This is a genomic window from Streptomyces sp. NPDC059256, from assembly GCF_042753785.1.
GTDB lineage: Bacteria > Actinomycetota > Actinomycetes > Streptomycetales > Streptomycetaceae > Streptomyces.
The window spans coordinates 22,222-36,843 of the sequence record NZ_JBHYZO010000014.1 but is presented as its reverse complement, the minus strand read 5'-3'; the positions used below and the strand labels follow the sequence as shown (position 1 = coordinate 36,843).

At 68.4% G+C, this 14,622-nt stretch carries 11 protein-coding genes; 7 read left to right on the top strand and 4 right to left on the bottom strand.

Annotated elements, in window-relative coordinates:
• Positions 1 to 35: 35 nt before the first annotated feature.
• Together ACFXJL_RS25395 and ACFXJL_RS25390 are read right to left on the bottom strand one after the other, a co-directional pair.
• Positions 36 to 1,418, bottom strand: a complete 1,383-nt coding sequence (locus tag ACFXJL_RS25395) for a dihydrolipoamide acetyltransferase family protein (RefSeq protein ID WP_384635155.1) — start codon at positions 1,416 to 1,418, stop codon at positions 36 to 38.
• A complete protein-coding gene (locus ACFXJL_RS25390) occupies positions 1,418 to 3,604 on the bottom strand; it encodes a thiamine pyrophosphate-dependent enzyme (protein ID WP_384635158.1) in 2,187 nt (728 codons plus the stop codon). The genes ACFXJL_RS25395 and ACFXJL_RS25390 overlap by 1 nt, the downstream gene beginning before the upstream one ends.
• Positions 3,605 to 3,789: 185 nt before the next feature.
• Between ACFXJL_RS25390 and ACFXJL_RS25385 the strand changes: the two genes are divergently transcribed.
• The 3 genes from ACFXJL_RS25385 (at position 3,790) to ACFXJL_RS25375 (ending at position 6,797) form a co-directional block, all read left to right on the top strand.
• On the top strand, positions 3,790 to 4,317 hold the full coding sequence (locus ACFXJL_RS25385; protein ID WP_358881898.1) for a VOC family protein: 528 nt from the start codon (positions 3,790 to 3,792) through the stop codon (positions 4,315 to 4,317).
• A gap of 14 nt (positions 4,318 to 4,331) precedes the next feature.
• On the top strand, positions 4,332 to 5,078 hold the full coding sequence (locus tag ACFXJL_RS25380; RefSeq protein ID WP_384635161.1) for a GntR family transcriptional regulator: 747 nt from the start codon (positions 4,332 to 4,334) through the stop codon (positions 5,076 to 5,078).
• Positions 5,079 to 5,651: 573 nt separating this feature from the next.
• Entirely contained in the window at positions 5,652 to 6,797 is a 1,146-nt protein-coding gene (locus tag ACFXJL_RS25375) for an MFS transporter (RefSeq protein WP_384695952.1), read from the top strand.
• 6 nt (positions 6,798 to 6,803) lie between these two features.
• Here the strand turns inward: ACFXJL_RS25375 and ACFXJL_RS25370 are convergent, their stop codons facing one another.
• Positions 6,804 to 7,037: a hypothetical protein gene (locus ACFXJL_RS25370; RefSeq protein ID WP_384635167.1), complete on the bottom strand. Its 234-nt coding sequence runs from the start codon at positions 7,035 to 7,037 to the stop codon at positions 6,804 to 6,806.
• Between the two features lie 445 nt (positions 7,038 to 7,482).
• On the opposite strand from ACFXJL_RS25370, the gene ACFXJL_RS25365 reads away from it, so the two are divergent.
• The 3 genes from ACFXJL_RS25365 (at position 7,483) to ACFXJL_RS25355 (ending at position 12,703) form a co-directional block, all read left to right on the top strand.
• Positions 7,483 to 10,806: a S8 family serine peptidase gene (locus tag ACFXJL_RS25365; protein ID WP_384695949.1), complete on the top strand. Its 3,324-nt coding sequence runs from the start codon at positions 7,483 to 7,485 to the stop codon at positions 10,804 to 10,806.
• Between the two features lie 202 nt (positions 10,807 to 11,008).
• A complete protein-coding gene (locus ACFXJL_RS25360) occupies positions 11,009 to 11,674 on the top strand; it encodes a 1,4-alpha-glucan branching protein (RefSeq protein ID WP_384695947.1) in 666 nt (221 codons plus the stop codon).
• A 279-nt stretch (positions 11,675 to 11,953) separates the two neighbouring features.
• A complete protein-coding gene (locus ACFXJL_RS25355; RefSeq protein ID WP_384695944.1) occupies positions 11,954 to 12,703 on the top strand; it encodes a hypothetical protein in 750 nt (249 codons plus the stop codon).
• A 161-nt stretch (positions 12,704 to 12,864) separates the two neighbouring features.
• On the opposite strand, the gene ACFXJL_RS25350 is transcribed toward ACFXJL_RS25355, so the two are convergent.
• The gene (locus tag ACFXJL_RS25350) at positions 12,865 to 13,146 is read right to left on the bottom strand and encodes a DUF3040 domain-containing protein (RefSeq protein WP_384695941.1); all 282 of its coding nucleotides are present in this window, start codon (positions 13,144 to 13,146) and stop codon (positions 12,865 to 12,867) included.
• Between the two features lie 479 nt (positions 13,147 to 13,625).
• Between ACFXJL_RS25350 and ACFXJL_RS25345 the strand changes: the two genes are divergently transcribed.
• Entirely contained in the window at positions 13,626 to 14,621 is a 996-nt protein-coding gene (locus ACFXJL_RS25345; RefSeq protein ID WP_358880671.1) for a HAMP domain-containing sensor histidine kinase, read from the top strand.
• Position 14,622 lies beyond the last annotated feature (1 nt).

Here is a 14,622-nt window from a genome sequence, read left to right as displayed (position 1 = left end):
TCCGACTTCGGAGCGGGCTCAGAGCGGATGCCGGCTCAGAGCAGGATGCGCATCGGGTGTTCGATGCGTTCCTTGAAGGCGCCCAGCCATTGCGCGGCGAGTGCCCCGTCCAGGACACGGTGATCGCCGGAGAGGGTGACGGTCATGATCGTGGCCGATGTGATGCCACCGTCGTCGTCCACGACCGCGCGACGCCTGGCCGCGCCCACCGCGAGGATGCCCGCATGCGGCGGATTGATGATCGCGCCGAACCGCTCGATCCCGTACATCCCGAGATTCGAAACGGTGAACGAGCCTCCTTCGAGGTCGGACTGGCTCAGTCGGCCTTCCCTGGCCCGCCCCGCCAGATCGGCGACGGTGCGGCCGATGTCGCCGATCGAGCGGGTGTCGACGTTGCGTACGACCGGGGTGACCAAGCCGCCGTCGATGGCGACCGCAACCGCGATCGAGACCGATGTGAACCTACGGATCGCATCCGGCGTCCAGATCGCATTGGCTTCGGGTACGTCCCGGAGGGCGCCGGCGACCGCCTTCACGACGAAGTCGTTGACGGACGGGGTCGGTGTGTCCGGGCCGTTGTCGGCCTTCATCGTCCGACGCAGCTCCAACAGGGAGTCGACGCGGCAGTCGATGTCCATGTAGAAGTGCGGAACGGTGCTCTTGCTCTCGGTGAGTCGCCGGGCGATCGCACGGCGCATACCGGTGTGCGGCACATCGGTGAACTCGCCGTCGTCCGCGTGGTGCGGAACGGGTCGGGTCGCCTCGCCGGTCGCCGGTGACGGTACGGCCTCGGGCCGGACCGCTGGTGCAGCCGGTTGCGTGAGGGGCGGTGCAACGGGTTGCTGTGCCTCGTCGGCCTGGAACCGGTCGAGGTCGCGCCGGACGATGCGTCCGCCGGGGCCCGTGCCGACCACCGTGGTGAGATCCACCTTCCGATCGCGGGCGAGCCTGCGTACGAGCGGACTGGCGAACAGACGCTCCCGGGACGGCAACTCTGCCACCGGCACGGAGTTCTCGGTGGACTCCTTGTGCTGCGCGTCAGCGCGGGCAGCCGATGCCTCGGCGGGAGCCGTGGCTGTCTCGGCCGGGGAGTCACCTTCACCGTCCCCAGACGTGCCAGAAGTACCAGACGCACCAGGTCCACCGGAGAACTCGGCCAGGGCCTGCTCGGCCGTCTCACCTGCGACGGCGAGTACGAGCATCGGTGTACCGACCGTGACCGGCGTGCCGAGCTCGACGAGGAATCCGGCGACCGTACCGGCCTGCTCGGCCTCGTAGTCGACCGCGGCCTTCTCGGTCTCGATCTCCGCGATCGCCTGTCCGACCGCCACCTCCTGGCCCGGTGAGACGTGCCAGGCCAGCACGATGGCTTCGGCCATGCCGGTCAGGACTTCGGGCATGCGAATGACAAGGGCCATCAGTTCCCTCCCATGGCGGCCAGGCTGCGCCGGAGCGCGGCGGCGATGTCATCGACCTGTGCGATGGACGCGGCTTCGAGCACCCGGGAGATGCTGGGGCTCGCCTCACCACCGGTGACCCGCTCGACCGGCTGGTCCAGCCAGTCGAAGTACCGGCGCTGGATCTCATCGGCGAGCCAGCCGCCGTAGGAGGTGCCCTGTGCGCCCTGCTCGACGATGAGCACCGCGTTCGTCTTGCGGATGCTCGCACCGATGGTGTCCCAGTCGATCGATGCCCGGTCGAGCCAGCGCAGATCGATCAGATCCGCGTCCGCACCGGTGCTCTCGATCGCTTCGAGTGCCTTGTGCACCATCGACAGATAGCTGATCACGGTGATGTCGGAGCCGGTACGGCGCACAGCCGCGACACCCAGGGGCAGCTGGTAGTCGAGATCACCCTCGGGAACGTCCTGTGACACTCCGTACAGGTCGACGTGTTCGATCACGAGGACCGGATCCGAGAGGGCCATGGCGGTGTTGAACAGCCCGATGTAGTCGGCCGCGGTGGAAGGGGCCACGATGCGCCAGCCGGGACTGGTGGCGAAGATTCCGGCCGGATCCATGAGGTGTTGCGAGCCGTAACCGGAACCCATGGCCACCTTGGTGCGCAGCACGAGGGGGACGGCGCTGTCGCCGCCGAACATGTGGCGGGCCTTGCCGATCTGGTTGAACACCTGGTCGGCCGCGACCCAGAGGAAGTCGGGGTACATGAACTCGATGACGGGCCGGAACCGACCGTCCAGCGCCAGTCCGGCGCCCAGGCCGGCGAAGGCGTTCTCGCTGATCGGCGTACCGAGTACACGATCGGGTGCGACCTGTAGTGCCCGCTTGGTCACGCCGTTGGTCCCGCCACCGAGGCGGTGCACGTCCTCGCCGAGGACGACGACCCTCGGGTCCTGAGTCATCCGGCGTCCGAGGACATCGGAAGCCGCCGTGACAAATCGTTTCTGTTCGGCAGGTCCCTCGTATGTCGCCGGGTCGAGGGTACGGGCGCCGGCCAGCTCGCTGGCGTCGCCGCGCAGACCGTCGTTGGCCGTCGCGGGGTCGGGCCAGAGCGCCGGCACGATCCGCCGCTTGCCCCGGTTGTCGGGATCGGCTTCGACGAGCTCTTCCGTGAGCTGTCGCATCGCCTCGCGCGCCTGCTCACGGACCCCGGCTGCGGCTGCTCCGTCGAGCAGCCCGAGGCGGGACATCTCCCGCTCGGTCTTCAGGATGGGGTCGCGTTCGCGCCAGGCCGCCTCTTCCTCCTTGGTGCGGTACCCGAAGGCGCTGCCGGTGTACCCACCGTTCTGGTGGAAGTAGCGGTAGACGTCGGCCTCGATGATGCACGGCCCTCCGCCACCGCGCATGACCTCCTCCGCCTGGGTCATGGCGAGGTGTACGGCGAGGGGGTCCATCCCGTCGACCCGCCACGACGGAATGCCGAATCCGAGTCCACGGCCCGAGAGCCGGTCTTCGCGGGTGACTTCCGCGACCCGTGTCGAGACGGCGTAGAGGTTGTTCTCGATGAAGAAGCACAGCGGCAGGTCCCAGGCCGCCGCGAGGTTCAGCGTCTCCAGGACCGATCCGATGTTGACCGCTCCGTCGCCGAAGTAGGTGACGGTCAGGTCGTCGGTGTTGGAGTGGCGCTGCGCCCAGGCGTTGCCGGCGGCCAGCGGGACGCCGCCTCCGACGATCGCGTTGCTGCCCAGGGCGCCGGCTTCGAGCCACTGGAGGTGGATCGAACCGCCGCGCCCCTTGGTGAATCCCTGGGCGAGTCCGAGGATCTCCGCGAGCGTGCGGCGCAGCACCGTGCGGACGCTGTCGTCCACGAGGTTCTCCAGGTCGACCTCGCCCTTGGTGACATGGGTGAGGGCCTTGGAGAGGAACTGGTGGTGGCTGCGGTGCGAGCCGTTGATGCCGTCGGAGGTCCGCAATCCGATCCCTGAGCCGACGGCACCGCCTTCCTGCCCGATGCTGGAGTGGGCGGGGCCGTGTACGAGTCCCTCACCGGCGAGGTCGAGCACCGTTTCCTCGAAGGCCCGGATGAGGTGCAGCTGGGCGAGCATGCCGCGCAGCAGGTCGGGATCGGCCTTTCCCCAGTCGGCCTGTGTGGCGGTGATCTCCACCCAAGGGCGGATCGGTTCCAAACGTCGTTGGCGCGGCAAGGCTCCTCCGTGGCGGTCGGGCGCAACAGCGCGTCGTCGCGCCGTCGAAGCTGCGGCAAAAGTAGACCCAATAGGATCCAATCGCAATACCTTGTCGTGTCATGTGCCAGAAATTGTCGGAGTCTGGTCGCTCATTGTATCCAATGCTACGGTGAGGATTCGTAGGCTTGAGGAAAGGAAGGCACATGTCCCTGCCCGGCTTGAAAGGCACCGAGCACATCGGATTCACCGTTCCCGACCTGGAAGAGGCGGACGCCTTCTTCACGGACGTCATCGGCTGCGTGCGCATCTACGAGCTCGGTCCGTTCGCGCATGAGCGCGGGGACTGGATGAGCGAGCAGCTGAACGTCCACCCGCGCTCGATCATGCGCAAGCTGTACTTCTACCGCTGTGGCATCGGGCCGAACTTCGAGGTCTTCCAGTGGGAGGCCGCGGACGGCCAGCTCCCGCAGCCCCGCAACAGCGACGTCGGCGGCCACCACCTGGCGTTCTACGTCGACGATCTCGACGCCGCGGTCGCCTATCTGAAGTCGCGGAACGTGCGGGTCCTCGGTGAACCCGTCGCGAGCGCCAACGCCAGCGCGGGCCAGCGCTGGGTCTACTTCCTCTCTCCGTGGGGGATGCAGTTCGAGTTGGTCAGCTTTCCTCAGGGCAAGGCATATGAAGCGGGTGCGCCAGTGACATTGTGGAACCCGACGCGCCCAGCAGACTGAGGAGGCCCTGCACCGTGAGCGACAACGCCACGCCCACCCCGAGCACGCCCGAGGACGCCCGCCCCGCTCTCCCCGGGGAGAGCGGGGCGGGCGCAGGACGGCACGGCAATGCGAGCCGTCGCATCGCCGACGGCCTCCGTGCCGCGATCCTGTCCGGGGAACTGCCCCCCGGAACCCGGATCCGCCAGGAGGAGGTCGCGGCGAATTACGGAGCCAGCCGTATCCCGGTGCGTGGTGCCCTGAACATCCTGCAGTCCGACGGCCTGGTGACCCTCGTGGCGAACGCGGGGGCCTGGGTCGCGCAACTGAACCTCGCCGAGTGCGAAGAGGCGTACCAGTTGCGGGAGCAGATCGAACCGCTCCTGCTCCGGGCGAGCAGGCCCGGTCTGACGGCCGACAAGCTCGACCGGATGGACGACCTCGCGTCCCGGATGGAACGGGCGGGCACTCCCGAGGAGTTCCTCCATCTCGACCGGGAGTTCCATGACCTCTCCTACTCAGGGGCCGAGACGGTCGTGCTTTCGGACTTCGTCTGCCGGCTGTGGAACATGACCCAGCAGTACCGGCTCGCTTTTGTGCGTCTGTTTGACGAGCAGGGCAGTGCGATCGTCCACGACGAGCACCGGATGCTGGTCCGTGCGCTGCGGGAAGGCGACGACGATCAGGCGGGCCTCGTCATGCGCGGGCACATCCGCCGGACCCGTCTGGCGCTCGCCCAGCATCCGGAACTCTTCGACACCACAACGCCCAAGCCGAGTTGACGCCTCGCGGTACCCGATCCCCCGTCTCGACGGTCGCTGCGACCAGGGGGTTCGACCGCGTTCACCGCGAAGCGGTCGTGATCCGGATTGAACCGGTCGTTGATCCGGACCGGCCACCCGGGGGGAGTGCGTAGGCCGCCCTGCGGCGGCCACCCGCGGGGAGTGCGCAGGGCCGCCATGCGATGGTGCCGCTGTGGGAGGGTGAAGGAAGTGTGCCCCTCCGCCGAAGGCGCATGGCGGCCTGTGGCGTCTCGTTAAGATTCGACGACGAACTGCGCTCTCCGTGACACCGCAGCACGCCCTGACTGGCCCCTACGCCCCTACGCTTCGCCCCTCGGCGCACGGTTCCTTGGCCACTCTCGGGATCCCGAGCACATCGCGAGCCCGAGGCCCGGCATCGGTCGAGTGAGCACGGTGGACGGCACAGTTGGCCGATGACTGGCCGCGCGTACGGGCCCGCCCGGGAAGGGAACACGTTCGCGACGAGGGAGGGCCGTCGCGGACCGGTTTCGCATTCCTCCGTGCGAAAGGCGGATCCAGTTGTTCGCAACGAACTCCCCCTACCGCGACCTGATGACTCGTGAACTACTGCTGTGGGGCCTCCTCGCCCTCCTGAGCAAGGCCCCTGTGGCCATGGCACCGCTGGCCCTGGTGTTTCTGAGCCGGGAGAGCCCGGCCGGCTACACGCTCGGCGCGGGCCTGGCCTCCGCGTACGTCGTGGGTGAAGTGGTCGGCGCCCCCTTACTCGGGGCCCGCATCGGCCGAGGCGGGATGCGACGACGGCTGTCCGCCGGGCTCACCGTCGGGGCGTTAGCCTTCTGCGCCCTACCGTTCTCGATAGCCGCCCCCACTCCGCTACCGATCGGCCTTGCCTTCCTGGCAGGCGCCGCGCCCGCCGCCTGCCCCGGTGGCATCCGAGCCATGCTCACCCAACTGGTGGCCGATGATTCGGTGACCCGCGCACTGAGCGTCGAGACCACCTTGACCCAGATCACCTGGGCCTCGGCGCCTCCTCTGGTCGTCGTCCTGGCTCTCCGGGTCCATGCCGGAGCCCCGCTGGTGTTGGGCGGGATACTCGCGGCCACCGCGGCGATCCTGCTGCTTAGGCTTCCCGAGACGGAGAAACCGGAACCCGCCGAGCGCCCTACCGCGCCGATCACGCGGACCCTGCTCGCCGGCTGGCCCATCTATCTCACCAGCGCCGCTTCCATGGCGATGCTGGCCACGGCGGAACTGGTCCTACCCGCTCTCCTCGAAGCACAGCGGATCGCCGTTGGATGGTCGGGGCCGCTGCTCGCAGGCTTCGCACTGGCCAGCGCCGTCGGAGCACTCTGCTACGGCTCGCGGACCTGGCCGGGTTCCCTGCGCGCCCAGAGCCTGGTGCTCCTCGTGCTCACTGCCGCGTGCCTCGTACTGGTCACCGTCCTACCCGGCCCGGTGGGCATCGCCTTCGGTCTTCTCCTGGCCGGAGTCTTCCAATCCGGTGTGATGGTCACCCGCAACCTCAGCCTCCGCGAACGCCTCCCCGCACACGCGCACGCCGCCGCGTACTCCGTCATGTACGCGGTTGGGGGCGTGGGCTACGGTCTCGCGGCGTCCCTGTCCGCCGCCGCCCTCGAACACGGAAGCCCTTCCGCCGCGATCCTCGGCGGTGTCGCTATCACCCTCCTCATCACCGCCGTCAGCGCCACGGCCGAAAGTCGATTCCCAACCGACTAGAGCCACTCAATCGGTTGTCTCTTCCGCTTCCGGCGCAGTCCCGGCCACAGCACGTCGCGCAGCCTCACTCTCGGCCGCAGGCGGCGACAGCTCGTCCAAGGTGTCGAGATCGTCCCCGGCCAACTCTGCCTCCCAGGCGGCGGCCAGCTTCTCCTGCTCGGCGCCCGACTGCTTCCCGACTGCTTCCCGATCCTCGGGGCTCAAGGCGGCAAGGAATCTCGCAACGGAGTCATGGGGCATCGAGGTTCTCCTTCGGTCACATGGGCACAGCATCGCCTGGTGCCCGTGCCAGCATGACCGAGGCATGCCACTCGACGGCGGATGCCGCGCCTCGGAGCCCCCGAATGGGTACCCCGGGACGGCTGGAGAGCGGTTGACCGACGACATGGCCGACTGGGCGCTGCACTGCTCGGCAACGGGTCGGCTTCACACCTGCGCGGGCGGGCCAACGAGGCGCTCCCAGGGTGTTCACCGCTGCCTCATAGCTTCGAGATTCCTCCGTTCAGTAGAGAGTCCAGGACGAATCCGCTCGTTCACCGGGTCCGGGACTTCGGCCCGAATACGTCCTTGGGCCGGCCCCTTTTGGACATTGGTGATCTCCCGACCAACCCGCATCACGTGAATGCCACTTCTCCCTTGGTGAGCGCAGCCGTTTGGGCGCGCTCAACTTCCGACTGGAGGGCATGTGTTCACTAGACAGCAGCGCGCCGCGGGGGCGGCGCTCACTGCCGCGGTCTCCCTGGCGCTGGTCGCCGGGATGACCGGGGCCGGCACTGCCACTGCTTCCCCGCCGCCGGGTACGGCAGAGGCAAGGCCGGCGTCCGGCGGATCCACCTGGGTCACCCTGATCACCGGCGACCGCGTCAGGGTGGACGGCAAGGGCAAGGTCACCGGCTTCGACCATGCGGACGGCCGGGTCGGCATATCCGTACAGAGGTACACCGAGGGCGGTCACACCTATGTGGTGCCCCATGACGCCCGTCGACTGATCGCCGAAGGCAAGTTGGACCGACGGCTCTTCGACATCACCGAGCTGAGCAGGCCGGAGAGCCGGCAGGCACATCGGGACGGGCTGCGACTGATCGTGGCGTACGGCGGCTCCGCCGGCCCGAACGCGCGAAAGGCCGTCCGGGCAGCCGATGGCACCGAGCTCAACCGTTCGCTGAAGATCCTCAACGCGGACGTGGTGACCAGCACGCCCGAGCTGTGGGGAACCCTGACCAAGGGGACCGACGGCCAGGCGCGGTCGGCCGCGTCCGGGATCAGCAGGATCTGGTTGGACGGCCTGCGCAAGGCCACGCTGGAGAAGAGCACGGGCCAGATCGGCGCACCGAAGGCGTGGCAGTCCGGCCTCCAGGGCAAGGGTGTGAAGATCGCCGTCCTCGACACGGGCGTCGACGCCGACCATCCCGACCTCAACGGCAGGGTGATCGCCGCCCAGAACTTCAGCCAGTCCCCGGACACCAAGGACCGCGTCGGCCACGGCACCCATGTGGCCTCCATAGCCGCGGGCAGCGGGGCCAGGTCGAACGGAACCCATCGCGGCGTCGCACCCCAGGCCGAGATCCTCAACGGCAAGGTGTTGAGCGACCATGGCGCTGGCAGCGATTCCGGGATCATCGCGGGCATGGAGTGGGCGGTCGCGCAGGGCGCGGACATCGTCAACCTCAGTCTCGGTGGCCGGGACACCTCGGACATCGACCCGTTGGAAGCGCACATCAACAAGGTCTCGGCCGAGACGGGTGTGCTCTTCGCCGTCGCGGCGGGCAACGTCGGGCCGAACGCGATCGACTCACCGGGCAGTGCCGACGGTGCCTTCACCGTCGGTGCCGTGGACGCTCAGGACAAGCTCGCCCCCTTCTCCAGCACCGGCCCGAGGGTCGGTGGCGGCAGGATCAAACCCGATGTGGCAGCACCGGGAGTGGACATCTCCGCCGCAGCCGCGGCCGGAACCGGATCCCCGGGGGACACGGGATACACGGCCATGTCCGGTACGTCGATGGCGACGCCGCACGTCGCCGGTGCGGCAGCCCTGCTCAAACAGCAGCACCCCGGGTGGAAGGCGAAGGAGTTGAAGAACGCGCTCGCCTCGTCCGCCAAGGACGTCGGACACACCCCCCATGAGCAGGGCACCGGCCGGATCGCCGTCGACCGGGCCGTCACCCAGACCGTGGTGCCCGATGAGAGCTCCCTCGACTTCGGCGTCCAGCAGTGGCCGCACACCGACGACACTCCGGTTTCCAACAAGATCACCTACCGCAACAGCGGCACGGCGGACATCGCCTTGGACCTGGCGGTGACCGGCTACGGTCCGCGGAACCAGCCCGCTCCCGCCGGCTTCTTCACCCTCGGTACGAACCGGATCACCGTCCCGGCCGGGGGCACGGCCTCGGTCGATCTCACCGCCGACACCCGGCGGGGCAGCGATGACGGCCACTACGCAGCCGCTGTCGTCGCGTCCGGGGGAGGCCAGACCGTCCGGTCCACCGCGGCCATCGAGCGCGAGGTCGAATCGTACGACGTCGCCTTCAAGCACATCGGACGGGACGGCAAGCCAAGCAAGCACTTCACATCGACGCTGCTTCCCCTCACCATCGCCCCGGTGCCGAGTTTCGTCGAATCGTCGTCCGGTGACCTCACCGTGCGCATGCCCAAGGGCGAGTACGTTCTCGACGCACAGGCTCCCGTCGACGCCAACAAGCCCGCCAGCGGGCTCGATGTGCTCCTCCAGCCGAAACTGGTGATCGACAAGGCGCAGTCGATCACACTCGACGCCCGCCGGGCCAAGCCCGTGAAGCTCACCGTGCCGGACCGGAAGGCCGTACTCGCAGCCGGAATGATGGAGTACACGCGGACGGGGGCTGTCGGGCAGAGCATCGGTGTCTTCTACGACGTGGTCTCGTTCGACGCCTTGCGCGTCGCCCACCTCGGCCCGCAGATCACGGACGGGTCCCTGCACCAGGTGTGGGCGGGCAACTGGCGCAAGAACGCCCGCACCGAGTACAACGCTGCTTCCGGCGGTGTGGTGAAGAAGGTCGCCACCGGCTACGAGCGCGACTTCAAGGCAGCGGAGTTCGCGGCGGTGAAGGTCGGCATCGGTGCCTCGGCCAAGGGCAAGAAGGGCACCGTGGAGCCGACCGCGCACTTCGAGGGGAGCCACTGGGGGATGGTCGGCTTCAGCATCCCGCGGCCCCTGCCGGACACCCGCACGATGTACGTCTCCACCGGTGACAAGGCGAAGTGGAACTTCTACGTCGGCCAGAACACCGACGTCGACCCCGACGGCTCCTATGTGATCGACGTCATGATGTCGTCCCAACCCAAGACCTATCGCGTGGGCAAGGCCCATCAGGAGACCTTCAACACCGCGGTCTTCGGTCCGCAGATCGACGCGAGGTCGGGCTTCTGGCGCTTCGGGGGCCATCTGTTCGCCGTGATGCCCCAGTTCGCGGACGGCCGGGGTCACACCGGATCCTCCTCGATCGAATCCGCGAAGACCACGCTGTACCGCAACGGGGTGAAGATCGGTGAGAGTGCCGACGAACTGACCAGCGGGACGTTCCTGCCCATCGGCCGGGAGGCCGGTCAGTTCAAACTCACGACATCGGTCCTGCGCGATGTCACGATGGCACGGGTGAGCAGCCGGATCGATGCCGAATGGGCCTTCAGCGCGGGCGCGGCGCCCACTGACCAGGAGGTGATGTTGCCGGTCTCGACCGTACGCTTCGCCGATGCCAAGGTCGGTTTGGACAGCACCGCCCCGGCGGGTGCCACGCAGTCCATTCCCCTCCAGATCCAGGGAGCGGCGGCGAAGGGCAACGTCAAGTCACTGACCGCGCACGCGTCGTACGACGGTGGCAAGACCTGGCGGAAGCTCACGGTGACCAACAGCAAGGCAGTGGTGAAGAACCCGGCCAAGGGGAAGTCGATCACTCTGCGGGCCCGAGTGACCGACAAGCAGGGCGGCTCCCACCAGGTGACCGTGTACGACGCCTTCTTCGGCAAGTAGATCTCACTGCATCACTGCATCACTGCACAGCGGTACGACGGCTGACAGCGGCGGCTCGCTGGAACCCACATCGGAGGGTTCCAGCGAGCCGTTGTCGGCCGTACGGGGGAGTACGGCCCACGGGAGGGGAACCCCGCATCGCACCGCGCCGGATGGGAAGGTGTACGGACACCCATCCGATCGACGGAAGAGAAACCACGGCATGGCCGTCATTCACCACACCGTCCTTGAGCCGACCAAGCTGGAACTGCTCACTCACTGGCTGCCCACGCGACCGTGGTACCGCGGAGATGCGGGCGAACCGAAGCTGGCCAAGGCAGGCGGATTCCGACTGGACGATCCGAGCGGCGAGGTCGGTATCGAGTTCATCGTGGTCACCGACGCGGTGGGACCTCGACCGACCGACTACCTCGTCCCACTGACCTATCGCGGCGCCCCGCTCGAAGAAGCGGAAAACGCACTCGTCGGCACGATGGAACACGGTGTCCTCGGCCGGCGCTGGGCCTACGACGCCTGCCACGACCCAGTGGCGGTCACCCAACTGCTCGCCCTGATCGAGGGCCGTGTCGGGGCCCAGGACCAGAACACCAGCGACACCCCCGACCACGACGTCTTCGGCTCCTACACCGGAGAAGGCCCCGTTCCCGGAGACTTCGGGGCCACGGTCACCGACGACCGAGGCGGTACCGAACTGTCCGCACCGTCCGGCAGCCTCCTCCGCCTGCACCGGGTCCTACGCCCTGCCCCTGACGGCTCGTCGTCGTCCGTCGAGGATGCGAGCGGCAGCGTGGAGGGTTCTTGGCAACTGCCGGACGGCAGCCGCGCCCGCGGGCTGTTCGCCGTACTGCACCGCAGCCCGCAGCCCTAGCGAGGTCCGACGGAGAGCAGGTGCCCCGGGTCCCGCGCGGCCCGGGCACCCGGCGGACAGCTTGTGCAGAACGGCCCCACCCAGTGTGGTTCCGACTCCCATGCCCAGTGAGGAAGAGCTCTGCGCTAGCATCCCATCTCCGTGTGCATAAAGGGGCCTTCGTCCAGGATTCCCCCGGGGCGCGTTGTGCAGTGGCGACCGGTGCCTGCCTGGGGCGGTGCACCAGTGCAACCGCTCGGTGGTGGTCGGCAGGACGGCGGTGCCCGGAGGAGGAAGAACATGATGCGTTCCCGGTCGTCGCTACGGGCCCGGTGGAGTGCGGTGCTGATGGCGGCAGTCGCGGTGTCGGGGTGTTCCACGGGCGATGCGAAGCAGGGAAGGACCGACGCTCCTGATACGGGGACGCAGGCAGCTGCGCGCGTACCGGCAGCGCCCCTGACCGCGGATCGCCTGGCCGAGCTGACACTGAGGAAGGGCGAGGTGCCCGACCTGATGAGCGATCAAGCGCCACCGGTGCAGGAGCTCCCACCAGGAAAGGAGCGACAGCCGTTTCCCCCGGTGTCGGAACCCGAGTGCCATCCACTGATCGATGTGCTCCAGGGCAAGGAGGCGGTCGCTGTGGTCAGCCAGAGCTTCCAGTGGGCGGACAGCGCAGGAGGTGGGACGACGATCTCCGCCTATCGCTCCCCGGAGGAGGCGCGGCGAGCCTTCACCCGGTTGGAGAAGGCCGCAGCCGAGTGCCGATCCTACGAAGGAGAAGGCTGGACCGGACGGTTCTGGACGACCGTCACCACCGAGGAACCACTCAAGCTGGGCGACCAGGCGGTGAGCTTGCGCCAGTCCATGCCCATGAGCACCGAGGCCATGCCCGTCCGGCCGGGCACCGCAGGCGCGGTGGACCACACGAGCTACAGGACGGCGGTCCGGACCGGTGCGGTCATCGCCGTCTTCCACAATGCGCAGGAGGCGTTCCCCCGCCAGCTCATCGCGACGCAGGTCCGACGCCTCCACACGGCACAGCAAGCCTGATGGTGCTGGTTCGGCGGAATTCGACCCCGCCGAACCACATGCCCCTGGCCGACCGATGACCGTCGGGGCCGCCGCCGTTGGGGGCGACCCACCGCTCGTACTCGCGTCACACTGCCCTCGGCCCACCCGTGAGCGCCTGATACAGGCCCCCGAGCGCCCGACTAGCTCGGCCGCCGTAGACCGGGGCGATCGCGCTGGGGATCGAAGAGGTGGCCGGCGGCACCCGCCACCACCAGCCCGGAAGCAATCAGCAGCCCGTCGCTGATGACCACCCCGACACCGAACAACACGCCGGCGGCGGCCAGGAGCAACCAGGCAGATCGGTGCCGGTACTCCCGGGGGCGGCAGGGCTCCCCGCGGTCCATCGCCCGGGCGAACCGCGGATCCTCGGACCTCATTCGGTGCGCGAGGTCATGCAGGGGGTCGTTTCCGCTCCTGGCCATGATGCCTCCTCCCTACGACAGGGACGGGCCCGGAACTCCCCTGCCGGACTGCGGCAGGGTCGCAGCCAACGCCTCGTCCGCCCGACCCTTCATACCGCGGTGAGCGCCTCACACCGGGCAGCCTTCCACCCCGGGCCTGCCGTGCGATGCCCGCGGTGGCCGCCCCACGGGGTGCCGGTCATCCGCTGGCTCCCACGATCCCTGAGGCCGATGGTCGACACCATCCGTGGCACCACCCATCTCCGCGGCGGCGACCATGTAGAGCGGGTTCGTTCCGGGGAGGGATGGGTGGTGCCACGGATGGACACGGACCATGCCGACCGGCACGCTGGCCGGACGGCCCGAAGGGTCGGTCAGGGGGTGGGGGAGCCGTTGCTGCAGGTAGGGGCCATAGTGGAGACACCCAATGGAGAGGAGGGGGCACCGCCGTGTCCGTGTTCGCTTCTTTGTCGTCGAAGCTGTCGTCGCTGTCGTCGTTGATGCCACAGTCGTCACCGGCTGCGCTTTCGGCCCTTTCGTTGTTCTGGCGGATCTTCTTGTTGAACGCCGCAGTGCTCACCCTGGCCACCGCGCTTCTGCTCCTGGGACCCGTCACCGTCTCCACACCGGTCGTCCTCGCCGAAGCACTGATCCTGAGCGCCGGCCTGGCCATCATGCTCATCGCCAACGCAGCGCTCCTGCGGCTCGGCCTCTCCCCGCTTCAGCGCCTGGCCCGGACCATGGCCACGCTCGACCTGCTGCGCCCCGCACCCCGGCCTGCCGCCACCGGACACGGCGAGATCGCCGAGCTGATCACGACCTTCAACAGCATGCTCGACCGGTTGGAGGCCGAACGGGCCACCAGCAGCGCCCGTGCCCTGTCCGCACAGGAAGGGGAGCGCCGCCGCATCGCTCAGGAACTGCACGACGAGGTGGGCCAGACCCTCACCGCCGTCCTCCTCGAACTGAAGAGGGTCGCGGACCAGGCTCCGGACAGCGTTCGGGTGGAACTGCTCCACGTACAGGAGACGACACGGGGCAGCTTGGACGAGATCCGTCGCATCGCCCGCAGGCTGCGCCCCGGCGTCCTCGATGAACTCGGTCTGGTCAGCGCCCTCAGATCGCTGGTCAACGAGGTTCCGTCCCACGGCGGGCTCACGGTCGGGCGCCGACTCCAGATGGACCTGCCGGAGCTGGGAAAGGACGTCGAACTGGTCCTGTACCGGGTCGCCCAGGAGAGTCTGACCAATACCGTACGTCACGCCCGGGCCTCGCACGTCGAACTCACGCTCCGTCGGATCCACGGCGGAGTGGAACTACGGATCTGCGACGACGGTCGGGGGCTCCAAGGTGCCCCGGAAGGCGCGGGCATCCGCGGCATGCGTGAGCGTGCCCTGCTCATCGGGGCGCAGTTGCACCTTGAGCCCGGTCCCGGGGGTGGCACGGATGTGCGTCTCGTCGTACCCATCGCGAACGCCGCAAACGGAAGCGACTGAA

Bases quoted from the DNA above. Each gene is read 5' to 3' on its own strand.
- ACFXJL_RS25345 (WP_358880671.1), top strand. From the start codon at position 13,626: ATGCCACAGTCGTCACCGGCTGCGCTTTCGGCCCTTTCGTTGTTCTGG.
- ACFXJL_RS25370 (WP_384635167.1), bottom strand. From the start codon at position 7,037: ATGCCCCATGACTCCGTTGCGAGATTCCTTGCCGCCTTGAGCCCCGAG.
- ACFXJL_RS25360 (WP_384695947.1), top strand. From the start codon at position 11,009: ATGGCCGTCATTCACCACACCGTCCTTGAGCCGACCAAGCTGGAACTG.
- ACFXJL_RS25350 (WP_384695941.1), bottom strand. From the start codon at position 13,146: ATGGCCAGGAGCGGAAACGACCCCCTGCATGACCTCGCGCACCGAATG.
- ACFXJL_RS25375 (WP_384695952.1), top strand. From the start codon at position 5,652: ATGACTCGTGAACTACTGCTGTGGGGCCTCCTCGCCCTCCTGAGCAAG.
- ACFXJL_RS25355 (WP_384695944.1), top strand. From the start codon at position 11,954: ATGATGCGTTCCCGGTCGTCGCTACGGGCCCGGTGGAGTGCGGTGCTG.
- ACFXJL_RS25385 (WP_358881898.1), top strand. From the start codon at position 3,790: ATGTCCCTGCCCGGCTTGAAAGGCACCGAGCACATCGGATTCACCGTT.
- ACFXJL_RS25395 (WP_384635155.1), bottom strand. From the start codon at position 1,418: ATGGCCCTTGTCATTCGCATGCCCGAAGTCCTGACCGGCATGGCCGAA.